This is a genomic window from Klebsiella sp. GFKo11 (genome assembly GCF_056490265.1).
In genome coordinates, this window is record NZ_CM151369.1 from 2,725,321 (window position 1) to 2,737,521 (window position 12,201).

The 12,201-nt window shown below is 53.7% G+C and carries 12 protein-coding genes; 10 read left to right on the forward strand and 2 right to left on the reverse strand.

All coding sequences use genetic code 11. From position 1 onward, the window contains the following. The first annotated feature begins 50 nt into the window (after positions 1 to 50). Entirely contained in the window at positions 51 to 3,107 is a 3,057-nt protein-coding gene (ydiJ, locus tag AC07P6_RS13245; RefSeq protein WP_478316569.1) for a D-2-hydroxyglutarate dehydrogenase YdiJ, read from the forward strand. Then, positions 3,104 to 3,514 carry a 1,4-dihydroxy-2-naphthoyl-CoA hydrolase gene (gene menI / locus AC07P6_RS13250; RefSeq protein WP_112213422.1) on the forward strand — a complete coding sequence of 137 codons (411 nt, stop codon included), beginning with the start codon at positions 3,104 to 3,106 and terminating at the stop codon, positions 3,512 to 3,514. The genes ydiJ and menI overlap by 4 nt, the downstream gene beginning before the upstream one ends. A 33-nt stretch (positions 3,515 to 3,547) precedes the next feature. Here menI and AC07P6_RS13255 read toward each other — a convergent pair whose 3' ends face one another. Next, positions 3,548 to 3,736: a YegP family protein gene (locus AC07P6_RS13255; protein WP_181485907.1), complete on the reverse strand. Its 189-nt coding sequence runs from the start codon at positions 3,734 to 3,736 to the stop codon at positions 3,548 to 3,550. 165 nt (positions 3,737 to 3,901) lie between these two features. Here AC07P6_RS13255 and AC07P6_RS13260 point away from each other — a divergent pair, with 165 nt between their 5' ends. Beyond that, positions 3,902 to 4,150 carry a GlsB/YeaQ/YmgE family stress response membrane protein gene (locus AC07P6_RS13260; RefSeq protein WP_110275741.1) on the forward strand — a complete coding sequence of 83 codons (249 nt, stop codon included), beginning with the start codon at positions 3,902 to 3,904 and terminating at the stop codon, positions 4,148 to 4,150. Positions 4,151 to 4,267: 117 nt separating this feature from the next. Here the strand turns inward: AC07P6_RS13260 and AC07P6_RS13265 are convergent, their stop codons facing one another. Then, positions 4,268 to 4,585 (reverse strand): hypothetical protein, encoded by a 318-nt coding sequence (locus AC07P6_RS13265; RefSeq protein WP_478316571.1) that lies wholly within the window; start codon positions 4,583 to 4,585, stop codon positions 4,268 to 4,270. 777 nt (positions 4,586 to 5,362) lie between these two features. Between AC07P6_RS13265 and sufA the strand changes: the two genes are divergently transcribed. The 7 genes from sufA to AC07P6_RS13300 all read left to right on the forward strand — a co-directional run bounded on the left by sufA (position 5,363) and on the right by AC07P6_RS13300 (position 12,168). Then, complete coding sequence (gene sufA / locus AC07P6_RS13270; RefSeq protein ID WP_181485908.1) at positions 5,363 to 5,740, forward strand: Fe-S cluster assembly scaffold SufA; 378 nt, start codon at positions 5,363 to 5,365, stop codon at positions 5,738 to 5,740. Positions 5,741 to 5,742: 2 nt separating this feature from the next. Next, positions 5,743 to 7,230 (forward strand): Fe-S cluster assembly protein SufB, encoded by a 1,488-nt coding sequence (gene sufB / locus AC07P6_RS13275; protein WP_304259737.1) that lies wholly within the window; start codon positions 5,743 to 5,745, stop codon positions 7,228 to 7,230. Positions 7,231 to 7,246: 16 nt separating this feature from the next. Beyond that, positions 7,247 to 7,993, forward strand: coding sequence for a Fe-S cluster assembly ATPase SufC (sufC, locus tag AC07P6_RS13280; RefSeq protein WP_142514038.1), 747 nt, complete (start codon positions 7,247 to 7,249; stop codon positions 7,991 to 7,993). Continuing rightward, on the forward strand, positions 7,968 to 9,242 hold the full coding sequence (gene sufD, locus AC07P6_RS13285; protein WP_478316573.1) for a Fe-S cluster assembly protein SufD: 1,275 nt from the start codon (positions 7,968 to 7,970) through the stop codon (positions 9,240 to 9,242). Before sufC ends, sufD begins: the two co-directional genes overlap by 26 nt. Further along, the gene (gene sufS, locus AC07P6_RS13290) at positions 9,239 to 10,459 is read left to right on the forward strand and encodes a cysteine desulfurase SufS (RefSeq protein ID WP_478316575.1); all 1,221 of its coding nucleotides are present in this window, start codon (positions 9,239 to 9,241) and stop codon (positions 10,457 to 10,459) included. The genes sufD and sufS overlap by 4 nt, the downstream gene beginning before the upstream one ends. An 11-nt stretch (positions 10,460 to 10,470) precedes the next feature. Beyond that, a complete protein-coding gene (sufE, locus tag AC07P6_RS13295; RefSeq protein ID WP_434663069.1) occupies positions 10,471 to 10,926 on the forward strand; it encodes a cysteine desulfuration protein SufE in 456 nt (151 codons plus the stop codon). A gap of 81 nt (positions 10,927 to 11,007) precedes the next feature. Then, the gene (locus tag AC07P6_RS13300) at positions 11,008 to 12,168 is read left to right on the forward strand and encodes an RNA-guided endonuclease TnpB family protein (RefSeq protein WP_434663072.1); all 1,161 of its coding nucleotides are present in this window, start codon (positions 11,008 to 11,010) and stop codon (positions 12,166 to 12,168) included. The last annotated feature ends 33 nt before the right edge of the window (positions 12,169 to 12,201 follow it).

Below are 12,201 nucleotides of genomic sequence, written 5' to 3' on the forward strand. Positions count from 1 at the left end.
CAAACGTTTAATCACTTACAACACAACATAGTCAGGCAGGGTCGAGCGTCATGATCCCACAAATTTCTCAAGCGCCAGGTGTCGTTCAACTGGTGCTGAATTTTTTGCAGGTACTGGAGCAACAAGGTTTTACCGGTGATACCGCCACAAGTTATGCCGACAGGCTAACAATGGCGACTGATAACAGTGTATATCAACTGTTGCCGGATGCGATTTTATTCCCCCGTTCCACGGCAGACGTTGCGCTGCTGGCAAGAGTGGCGGCGGAAGAGCGTTTTAAAACGCTGATCTTTACGCCACGCGGCGGCGGCACCGGCACTAACGGGCAGGCGCTAAACGCGGGCATCATCGTCGATATGTCCCGCTACATGAACCGCATTATTGAAATCAATCCTGAAGAGGGTTGGGTGCGGGTGGAAGCCGGGGTCATTAAAGACCAACTTAATCAATATCTTAAACCCTACGGCTACTTTTTTGCGCCGGAGCTGTCGACCAGCAACCGCGCCACGCTTGGCGGGATGATCAATACCGATGCCTCCGGGCAGGGCTCGCTGGTCTATGGCAAAACCTCCGATCACGTTCTCGGCGTGCGTTCGGTGCTGATCGGCGGTGATATTCTTGATACCCAGCAGATTCCCGTGGCGCTGGCGGAAACCCTGAGCGCTGAACAGTCGGCAATCGGGCGTATTTACCGTACGGTTTATCAGCGCTGTAAAGCGCAGCGGCAGCTGGTTATCGATAAATTCCCCAAACTTAACCGCTTCCTGACGGGCTACGATTTGCGCCACGTCTTTAATGACGAGATGAGCGAATTCGATCTAACCCGCATTCTGACGGGTTCAGAAGGGACGCTGGCGTTTATCACCGAGGCGCGGCTGGATATCACCCGTCTGCCGAAAGTGCGCCGTCTGGTTAATATTAAATACGATTCGTTTAACTCAGCGCTGCGCAACGCGCCGTTTATGGTTGAGGCGAAGGCGCTATCGGTGGAAACCGTCGACTCGAAAGTGCTCAATCTGGCGCGGGAAGATATTGTCTGGCACTCGGTCAGCGAACTGATCACCGATGTCCCGGATAAAGAGATGCTGGGATTGAATATCGTCGAATTTGCCGGTGATGACGCCGAGATGATTGACCGCCAGGTGACGACGTTGTGTCAGCGTCTGGATAAGCTGATTTCGAGTAACGAAGCGGGCGTCATCGGCTGGCAGGTTTGTCATGAACTCGACGGCGTGGAGCGCATCTATGCGATGCGTAAAAAAGCGGTCGGGCTGCTGGGGAACGCCAAAGGGGCGGCTAAACCAATACCTTTCGCCGAAGATACCTGCGTGCCGCCGGAACATCTGGCGGACTATATTGTTGAATTCCGCGCGCTGCTTGACGGTCATGGCCTGAGCTACGGCATGTTTGGCCATGTCGATGCTGGCGTGCTGCACGTGCGCCCGGCGCTGGATATGTGCGACCCGCAGCAAGAGATGCTGATGAAGCGCATCTCTGACGAGGTGGTGGCGTTAACCGCCAGGTACGGCGGCCTGCTGTGGGGGGAACACGGCAAGGGGTTTCGCGCCGAGTACAGTCCGGCATTCTTTGGTGAAGAGCTGTTTAACGAATTGCGCAAGATTAAAGCCGCGTTTGACCCGGACAACCGCCTTAATCCCGGGAAAATCTGCCCACCGGAGGGCGTTGATGCGCCGATGATGAAAGTGGATGCGGTTAAGCGCGGTACTTTCGACAGGCAGATCCCTATAGCGGTGCGCAGCTCGTGGCGCGGTGCGATGGAGTGCAACGGCAACGGCCTGTGCTTCAACTTCGATGCCAAAAGCCCGATGTGTCCTTCGATGAAGGTCAGCAACCATCGTATCCATTCGCCGAAAGGTCGGGCGACGCTGGTGCGCGAGTGGCTACGTCTGCTGGCGGATCGCGGTATCGATCCTAACCAACTGGAAAACGATCTGCCGGAAAAACGTGCCAGCCTGCGGACCCTGGTCGAACGCACCCGTAATAGCTGGCATGCGCGCAAAGGAGAGTACGATTTCTCGCATGAGGTAAAAGAGGCAATGTCCGGCTGTCTGGCCTGTAAAGCCTGCTCGACCCAGTGCCCGATAAAAATCGACGTCCCGGAGTTCCGTTCGCGCTTCCTGCAGCTCTATCACAGCCGTTACCTGCGCCCGGTTCGCGATCATCTGGTGGCAACCGTTGAATCCTATGCGCCGCTGATGGCACATGCGCCGAAGACCTTCAACTTCTTTATTAACCAGCCGTGGATACGCAAGCTGTCGGAAAAGCATATCGGCATGGTGGATTTACCGCTGCTCTCGACGCCCTCGCTGAAACAGCAGATGGTTGGCCATCGCTCGGTAAATACGACGCTGGAACAGTTGGAAGTACTGAGCGCCGAGCAGAAAGCGAAGATGGTGCTGGTGGTCCAGGATCCGTTTACCAGTTATTACGATGCGCAGGTGGTGGCCGATTTTGTCCGTCTGGTCGAAAAGGTCGGTTATCAACCGGTACTGCTGCCGTTCTCGCCAAACGGCAAGGCGCAGCATATTAAAGGTTTCCTGACGCGCTTTGCGCGCACCGCGCAGAAAACTGCTGATTTCCTCAACCGCGTGGCTCAGCTAGGCATGCCAATGGTCGGTGTCGATCCGGCGCTGGTGCTCTGCTATCGCGATGAATACAACCAGGTGCTGGGCGATAAACGCGGTGATTTTCGCGTGATGCTGGTGCATGAGTGGCTGCCGCAGGCGCTGTCGGCGACTGCCGTGCAGGATCAGGGCGGCGAGTCGTGGTATCTGTTTGGCCACTGTACCGAGGTGACGGCGCTTCCTGCGTCGACCAAACAGTGGGCGGATATTTTTGCGCGCTTCGGTGCGAAGCTGGAAAACGTTAATGTCGGCTGCTGCGGCATGGCCGGGACTTACGGTCATGAAGTGAAGAATCACGCCAACTCGCTGGCTATCTACGCGCTTTCCTGGCAGCAGGCAATGCAGCGTCTACCGCGTAACCGCTGTCTGGTTACCGGCTATTCGTGCCGTAGCCAGGTGAAGCGTATTGAAGGTAGCGGTGTCCGTCACCCGCTGCAGGCGTTACTGGAGATTATTGGATGATTTGGAAACGTCAAAGCACGCTGGAACAGCTGAACGCGATGGGTGACGGCAATATGGTCGGCCTGCTGGATATTCAGTTTGAAGCAATTACCGATGACTCGCTCGAGGCGACGATGCCGGTAGACGGTCGCACCCATCAGCCATTTGGGCTACTGCACGGCGGCGCGTCGGTGGTATTAGCCGAAACGTTAGGCTCGGTGGCCGGCTATTTGTGTAGCGAAGGAGAGCAGAAAGTGGTGGGGCTGGAGGTCAATGCCAACCATATTCGTTCGGTGCGCAGCGGCAGAGTTCGCGGCGTGTGCCGGGCACTGCACGTTGGCTCTCGCCATCAGGTCTGGCAAATCGAAATCTCTGATGAGCAGGGGCGTCTTTGCTGCTCTTCGCGGCTCACCACGGCAGTGATATAAGGTAATCAGGGGGGAGCATTTCCCCCCTGAACTTTACTGCGTCTCGTCTTTAATGATTTCACTTGCGCCATTCTTCTGCACTGAAGCAATCCCCTTTTTCGCAGCCTCCTTAGATGAGTACATTTCACTGGAGGCGATCGTTTCGTGATTGTCCGCCTTTAGCACAAAATACCAGGGTTGAGAGACGTTCTTTTCCGATTTTTTAATGACGTAATAGCCCATTCTTCACTCCTTATATGAGTTACCCACGCCATAATCTGTAGACCATCATCTCTCATATGACAAGCATTCACATGATAAATATAAAATCATAAAAACTTCGTAATATATATGCTAATATTTTAGATACCAAAGATTTACAAGGTAACAAAGAGGACGGAGTTAGCTATGGGTATCATTTCCTGGATTATTTTTGGGCTTATTGCCGGTATTTTAGCCAAGTGGATTATGCCGGGGAAAGACGGCGGTGGTTTTATCGTTACCGTAATTCTCGGTGTCATCGGTGCTGTAGTCGGTGGCTGGATCAGCACCTTCTTCGGTTTTGGCAAGGTGGACGGGTTTAATTTTGGTAGCTTTATCGTGGCGGTAATCGGTGCGCTGGTTGTACTGTTTATCTACAGGAAGATTAAGAGCTAATTTTTCCGTCGCACGAACTGAGTCATAAAATGAAGAGGCTGCCGCCATTGTCGGCAGCCTTTTTTAATCGTTTTAAATCACCTGATTGGCTGATAAATACATGGTGAAGGTATGGGCTTACAGGTCCGGCATATCAGGCACTGGCACGACTTCCACGCGAACTTCATAATGTTTAGCTTTGCTGGCAGGAATAAGCGATGTGAGTTTATTAATGGTTTCAACCGGGTTATCGGTTGCTACTGTTGCGGAGAATAATACCGGCTTTTGCGGCGGTAAAGGGGGAAACGGCATCGGACCGTGGCCCTGAGTGAGTTCAAACGGCGGATGGCCTGCATTATTGGCTGTCGGTACGGGAGCCTCTGCTTTATCTGCTGCAAAAGCGCTGGCGGCTGTAATCGAAACAATTGCGAAAAGTGCAATGATTGCTTTTTTCATTTTTATCACCTCGTGAGTTTGTGGATAAAAGCATAGAGGCTACGCTTTTGGCAAACAATCCCACGGCGGGCGAATCCTATGAATCTCCTTATTTCTTAACGAATGTGAAGGCCTTGCCGATGACGGCGAGGCTCACGGATTTATAGGGGGGAAGAGGTTAATCGAGCAAAACGCTTATAATTAACAATACGACCATACACATCGACATTACATCTGTTTCTATATCCATAATCCAGTACTACATACGTTCCTGATAAGTCAGCATTGTGACATTGCGTTTAAAGATGAAGAAAATTTAGCAGCTCATTTTACACGAGCTAGCTTTTGGCAAATAAATCTTTATTTCTGTGAAACAGGAGTACTTATAATGAAAATGAATAGAATCTATTGCATGAATGTATTTGTTTTGAACTAGTATGAGAATTGTTCGTTTTTCGCTCACTCACTGCGAGTCGAGCACTGGGGGCTAAGCAGCTGATTTGACTCATCGGGGTAATCAGCAGAACGACTCTTTTTCTATTTCAAAAATCGGTATTTTCGATACATCTTTTCCATTGCGCCTCAGCACTCCGCCTGCTAATAAATAACCTATTATTTTTCAATCTATTAAAACAAAAAATGATGGGCTGAAAACGCGGGGAACAGGGTCTATGCTTATAAAAAGTACAAAAAAAGAGCCTGATGAAGGAATACCCCTTCTCCAGATGGGTTGAAGTGATAATCATTATCACTAACATAGCGATATGCCCTGATGGCGTCAACCTATGAGGTAGAGCGATGGAATCACATGCAGGAACATTTAATCCCGACGATTTTAGCTGGCGCGGGCTGGTGATGACCCCAGCCGCCGCTGCTCATATTCGCGATCTGGTCCGTAAGCAGCCCGAAATGCAGGGGCTACGTTTAGGCGTAAAAACCAGCGGTTGCGCTGGTTTTGGTTACGTTCTCGAACTTATCGCCGAACCGGCGAAAGACGACCTGCTGTTTGAGCTTGACGGTGCAAAGCTGTGGGCGCCGCTGCAGGCCATGCCGTTTATCGATGGTACCGAGCTCGATTACGTTCGCGAAGGCTTAAATCAGATCTTTAAATTTCATAATCCAAAAGCCCAGCACGAATGTGGCTGTGGTGAAAGTTTTGGCGTTCAGGCGGAGTAACTATGTCTCGTAATACTGAAGCAACTGACGATGTCAAAACCTGGAGCGGCGGGCCACTCAACTATAAAGAAGGCTTTTTCACCCAGCTACAAACTGATGAGCTGGCAAAAGGCATAAATGAAGAGGTGGTTCGGGCGATTTCTGCACGCCGCAATGAGCCAGAATGGATGCTGGAGTTTCGTCTTAATGCGTTTAAAGCCTGGCAGGAGATGGAAGAACCGCATTGGCTGAAAGCGCACTACGACAAGCTGAACTATCAGGATTACAGCTATTACTCAGCGCCCTCCTGCGGCAACTGCGATGATACCTGCGCCTCCGAGCCTGGAGCCACACAGCAAACAGGCTCCAGCGCGTTTCTGACCAGTGAAGTGGAAGAGGCGTTTAACCTGCTCGGCGTACCGGTACGCGAAGGGCGAGAAGTGGCCGTCGATGCCATTTTTGACTCAGTCTCGGTGGCGACCACCTACCGCGAAAAGCTGGCGGAGCAGGGGATTATTTTCTGTTCCTTCGGCGAGGCTATCCACGATCACCCGGAGCTGGTGAAAAAATATCTCGGTACCGTGGTGCCCGGCAATGACAACTTCTTTGCCGCCCTTAACGCGGCGGTCGCATCCGATGGCACCTTTATCTACGTGCCGAAAGGCGTGCGCTGCCCGATGGAGCTCTCGACCTACTTCCGCATTAACGCCGAGAAAACCGGCCAGTTCGAACGCACGATTCTGGTGGCCGATGAAGGTAGCTACGTCAGCTATATTGAAGGCTGCTCGGCGCCGGTACGCGATAGCTACCAACTGCACGCGGCGGTGGTCGAAGTCATCATTCATAAAGACGCCGAGGTGAAGTACTCCACGGTGCAAAACTGGTTCCCCGGCGACAACAACACTGGCGGGATCCTTAACTTCGTCACCAAGCGTGCCCTGTGCGAAGGCGAAAACAGCAAAATGTCCTGGACCCAGTCGGAAACCGGCTCGGCGATCACCTGGAAGTACCCAAGCTGCATTCTGCGCGGTGACAACTCCATCGGTGAATTCTTCTCGGTGGCGCTGACCAGCGGTCACCAGCAAGCGGATACCGGCACCAAAATGATCCATATCGGCAAAAACACGCGTTCGACGATTATCTCGAAGGGGATTTCCGCCGGCCATAGTCAGAATAGTTATCGCGGCCTGGTGAAAATCATGCCGACGGCGACCAACGCGCGCAACTTTACCCAATGCGACTCCATGCTGATTGGTCCGGATAGCGGGGCGCATACCTTCCCGTATGTGGAATGTCGCAACAACAGCGCTCAGTTAGAGCATGAAGCCACCACGTCGCGTATTGGTGAAGACCAACTGTTCTACTGTCTACAGCGCGGGATCAGCGAAGACGATGCGATTTCAATGATCGTCAATGGTTTCTGTAAGGACGTCTTCTCAGAGCTGCCGCTGGAATTTGCCGTTGAAGCGCAGAAATTGCTGGCGATTAGTCTTGAACACAGCGTCGGCTGATAACAAAGGAAATAAGATGTTAAGTATTAAAAATTTGCAGGTCGCCGTTGAAGATAAAGAGATCCTGCGCGGACTGAATCTGGACGTTCGCCCTGGCGAAGTGCATGCGATTATGGGGCCAAATGGTTCCGGCAAAAGTACGCTCTCGGCAACGCTCGCCGGGCGTGAAGACTATGAAGTCACCGGTGGCAGCGTGGAGTTTAAAGGCAAAGATCTGCTGGAACTGGCCCCTGAAGATCGCGCGGGTGAAGGCATCTTTATGGCCTTCCAGTACCCGGTAGAGATCCCCGGCGTCAGCAATCAGTTTTTCCTGCAAACCGCGCTTAACGCTGTGCGCAGCTACCGCGGCCAGGAGCAGCTCGACCGTTTTGACTTCCAGGATCTGATGGAAGAGAAAATTAAGCTGCTGAAGATGCCGGAAGATCTGCTGACCCGCTCGGTCAACGTCGGCTTCTCCGGCGGCGAGAAAAAGCGCAACGATATCCTGCAGATGGCGGTGCTGGAACCTGAACTGTGCATTCTGGATGAGTCGGATTCCGGGTTGGACATCGACGCCCTGAAGATAGTCTCTGACGGCGTCAACTCTCTGCGCGACGGCAAACGTTCATTTATTATCGTCACCCACTATCAGCGTATTCTCGACTACATCAAGCCTGATTACGTCCACGTGCTGTACCAGGGACGGATTGTGAAATCCGGCGATTTTACTCTGGTCAAACAACTGGAGGAGCAGGGCTATGGCTGGCTTACCGAACAGCAGTAACGCGCTGCAACAGTGGCATCATCTGTTTGAAGCGCAGAGCGAGCAGCGCAGCCCGCAGGCGCACCAGCACCTGCAGCAACTGCTGCGTCTGGGCTTGCCGACGCGTAAGCATGAAAACTGGAAATATACGCCGCTGGACGCATTGCTCAACCAGACCTTTGTGACGGCTCAGCCGGAGGCGCTGACTCCTGCGCAACGGGATACTCTGGCACTGCCCATCGATGTCTGGCGTCTGGTGTTTGTCGACGGCCAGTTTAGCGCAAGCTTAAGCGATGATCTGGCCGCCAGCGGTTACGATGTCAGCGTGGATAACCAGCGCCAGGCGCTACCCGATGCCGTGCAGCCAGAGGTGTTTCTGCACCTCACCGAAAGCCTGGCGTCAACCGTCACTCACATCCGCGTCAAGCGTAACCAGCGCCCGCAAAAGCCGCTGGTAATCATGCATCTGACTCACGGACTGGCGAACGATGAGATGAACACCGCTCACTATCGGCATCATCTGGAGCTGGAGAGCGGCGCGCAAGCGACGATCATCGAACACTACCTGAGCCTGAACGACGAACGCCACTTTACCGGCGCGAGGCTGACTATGTCGGTGGCAGATAACGCTCATCTCCAGCACATCAAGCTGGCCTTTGAGAACGCACAGAGCTACCACTTTGCGCATAACGACCTGGCGCTCGGGCGCGATGCCTCGGCTTTCAGCAGCAGCTTTCTGCTAGGCGCTTCGGTGCTGCGCCACCACACCAGTTCGCAGCTCAATGGTGAAAACAGCAACCTGCGCATTAACTCACTGGTGATGCCGGTCAACAACGAAGTGTGTGACAGCCGTACCTGGCTTGACCACAAGGTGGGATATTGCAACAGCCGCCAGTTGCATAAAACTATCGTCAACGACAAAGGTCGGGCGGTGTTTAATGGCCTTATCAACGTGGCGCAACATGCAGTTAAAACCGATGGTCAGATGACCAACAATAACCTGCTGCTGGGGCGTTTGTCCGAAGTGGACACTAAACCGCAGCTGGAGATTTACGCCGATGACGTTAAATGTAGCCACGGCGCGACTATCGGCCGCATAGACGATGAGCAGCTGTTTTACCTGCGCTCGCGCGGTATCACCCAGCAGGCGGCGCAGCAGATGATTCTTTACGCCTTTGCCGCAGAGCTAACGGAAGCTATCGGCGATGAGGCGCTCAGGCAACAGATCCTGGCGCGTATTGGCCAGCGTTTGCCGGGAGGTATGGCATGACATTTTCAGTGGAACGGGTGCGTGCGGATTTCCCGCTGCTCAATCGTGAGGTTAACGGCCAACCGCTGGCCTATCTCGATAGCGCCGCCAGCGCGCAGAAGCCGGAAGCGGTGATTAATGCTGAAGCAGAATTTTACCGCCACGGCTATGCGGCGGTGCATCGCGGTATTCATACGCTCAGCGCGGAAGCGACGGCGCGAATGGAACAGGTGCGCCAGCAGGCGGCAACCTTCCTGAATGCCCGCTCAGCGGAAGAACTGGTGTTTGTTCGCGGTACCACCGAGGCGATTAATCTGGTGGCGAACAGCTGGGGGAGTGCCAACGTCGGCGCTGGCGACAATATTATCGTCAGCGCAATGGAGCATCACGCCAACATTGTGCCGTGGCAGATGCTGTGCGCCAGAGTTGGGGCGCAGCTGCGGGTGATCCCGCTCAATCAGGACGGTACTCTGCAACTGGACGCTATCCCAGGTCTGTTTGACGAACGGACCCGCCTGCTGGCTATCACCCAGGTTTCGAATGTGCTGGGCACCGAAAACCCCATTTCGGCTCTGATTGCTTTGGCTCATCAGCATGGGGCTAAAGTGCTGGTCGATGGCGCACAGGCGGTGATGCATCATCCGGTAGATATGCAGGCCTTGGATTGTGATTTTTACGCCTTTTCCGCGCACAAGCTGTACGGTCCAACCGGAATAGGCGTGCTCTATGTTAAGCAGGAAATATTGCAGGAGATGCCGCCGTGGGAAGGCGGCGGGTCGATGATCGCCACCGTGAGCCTGACGGAAGGCACCACCTGGGCAAAGGCGCCATGGCGCTTCGAGGCGGGAACGCCGAATACCGGCGGTATTATCGGCCTTGGCGCGGCGCTGGATTATGTTAGCGCGCTCGGGTTGGGGCATATCGCTGAATATGAACAAACCCTGATGCGCTATGCGCTACAGGCGCTGAAGAGCGTGCCGGATTTAACCCTTTACGGCCCGGAAAACCGTCTGGGGGTGATTGCCTTTAATCTCGGTAAGCATCACGCCTACGACGTCGGCAGTTTCCTCGATAACTATGGGATTGCGGTGCGGACCGGTCATCACTGCGCGATGCCGTTAATGGCGTTCTACGGTGTTCCGGCCATGTGTCGTGCGTCGCTGGCGATGTACAATACGACGGAAGAAGTGGACAGGCTGGTGGCTGGGCTGCAGCGAGTCCACAAATTATTGAGCTAAAGGAAGCAACCATGGCGGCTTTACCGGACAAAGACAAACTGCTGCGCAACTTTAACCGTTGCGCAAACTGGGAAGAGAAGTATCTCTACATTATTGAACTGGGCCAGCGCCTGGCACCAATGAGCCCGGAAGAGCACATCGCGCAGAACATCATTCAGGGCTGTCAAAGTCAGGTGTGGATCGTGATGGCGCAGGATGAGACCGGCGCGATTACCCTTCGTGGCGACAGCGACGCGGCGATCGTGAAAGGGCTTATCGCAGTGGTGTTTATTCTTTATGATCAGATGACCGCCAAAGATATCACCGCTTTTGACGTGCGTCCGTGGTTCGAAAAAATGGCCCTGACGCAGCACCTCACTCCATCCCGGTCGCAAGGACTGGAAGCCATGATCCGCGCAATTAGTGCGAAAGCGGCAATTCTTAGCAAATGTCCCGTAAACCCTCGTCCAATGCGGGCGGGGATATAAGGGGCGCTAACGTTGTTTTACATCAAAATTCACCCACAAAAATACTGTATAAATAACCACTAATTTTCTGACGGTATTGAGATGAAGCGAGCGACTAAAGTACGCATTTACCCGACCGACGAACAGGCTGCATTCTTAAATGCGCAGTTCGGCGCGGTTCGGTTCGCGTACAATAAAGCCCTGCATATCAGCCGCCACATGTACCAGCGTCACGGTATTTCTCTCAAACCAACACGCGATATAAAGCCGTTGCTGGCGGTGGCGAAAAAATCCCGCCGCTATAACTGGCTCAAAGATTACGACTCCCTGGCGCTACAGCAAGCGGTGATCAATCTGGACAGGGCATTTGCTAATTTCTTTCAGAAGCGGGCTAAATTCCCCACTTTCAAACGCAAGCACGGCAGACAATCCAGCTACCATCCCAACGGAAAGGTCCTCACTGACGCTATCCAGTTGCCGAAAATCTCACCGGTCCGGGCGAAGGTTCACCGTGAGATTGTTGGTAAGGTTTCCAGCATCACCATCACCCGCAACGCGGCGGGCAAATACTACGCCTCAATACTCGCTGACGATGGGCAGGAAGCGGCAGTAAAGCCGACTTATATCACCACCGTGGTGGGCTATGATTTGGGGCTGTCGCACTATTTGATTGGCAATGATGGCGGAAAAGTGGCTAACCCTCGCCATCTGGTCAACGTATACCGCCGTTTACGCCGCGACAGTAAGGCGCTGTCCCGTAAGAAATTGGGGAGCGCAAACCGCCGTAAGGCGCGCTTACGCCTTGCCGCGCAGCATGAGCGGGTAGCCAGTGCCCGCGCGGATTTCCAGCACAAACTTTCCAGACGAATTATCGACGAAAACCAAGCGGTGATTGTGGAAACACTGAAGTCGGCAAACATGATGAAAAATCGTCGCCTTGCCCGTCATATCGGAGATGTGGCCTGGTCCGGGTTTGTGGCAAAACTCGCCTACAAAGCGGAGTCGGCAGGGGTTCACCTGGTCAGACTGGATCAGTGGTTCGCCAGCTCGAAAACGTGCCATTGTTGCGGACATAAGATGGCGGAAATGCCGCTGAAAGTACGCGAATGGACTTGCCCCGGCTGTAATATTCACCATGACCGCGATATCAACGCGGCGATCAACATCCAGCACAAGGGCATCACAGAATTAATGGCGGCAGGACTTGTCGTCAAAGCCCATCGAGGCTTGTGTCAGTCTGGCGTTATGCCAGTGGCAGCCTGAGAAGTGGGAAGCCTCGCCGTTTACGGCGTGGAG

Excerpts from the sequence above, each read along its gene's own strand:
- ydiJ (WP_478316569.1), top strand. The coding sequence starts at position 51 with ATGATCCCACAAATTTCTCAAGCGCCAGGTGTCGTTCAACTGGTGCTG.
- sufD (WP_478316573.1), top strand. The coding sequence starts at position 7,968 with ATGGCTGGCTTACCGAACAGCAGTAACGCGCTGCAACAGTGGCATCAT.
- AC07P6_RS13255 (WP_181485907.1), bottom strand. The coding sequence starts at position 3,736 with ATGGGCTATTACGTCATTAAAAAATCGGAAAAGAACGTCTCTCAACCC.
- menI (WP_112213422.1), top strand. The coding sequence starts at position 3,104 with ATGATTTGGAAACGTCAAAGCACGCTGGAACAGCTGAACGCGATGGGT.
- AC07P6_RS13260 (WP_110275741.1), top strand. The coding sequence starts at position 3,902 with ATGGGTATCATTTCCTGGATTATTTTTGGGCTTATTGCCGGTATTTTA.
- sufE (WP_434663069.1), top strand. The coding sequence starts at position 10,471 with ATGGCGGCTTTACCGGACAAAGACAAACTGCTGCGCAACTTTAACCGT.
- sufA (WP_181485908.1), top strand. The coding sequence starts at position 5,363 with ATGGAATCACATGCAGGAACATTTAATCCCGACGATTTTAGCTGGCGC.
- AC07P6_RS13300 (WP_434663072.1), top strand. The coding sequence starts at position 11,008 with ATGAAGCGAGCGACTAAAGTACGCATTTACCCGACCGACGAACAGGCT.
- sufC (WP_142514038.1), top strand. The coding sequence starts at position 7,247 with ATGTTAAGTATTAAAAATTTGCAGGTCGCCGTTGAAGATAAAGAGATC.
- sufB (WP_304259737.1), top strand. The coding sequence starts at position 5,743 with ATGTCTCGTAATACTGAAGCAACTGACGATGTCAAAACCTGGAGCGGC.
- sufS (WP_478316575.1), top strand. The coding sequence starts at position 9,239 with ATGACATTTTCAGTGGAACGGGTGCGTGCGGATTTCCCGCTGCTCAAT.
- AC07P6_RS13265 (WP_478316571.1), bottom strand. The coding sequence starts at position 4,585 with ATGAAAAAAGCAATCATTGCACTTTTCGCAATTGTTTCGATTACAGCC.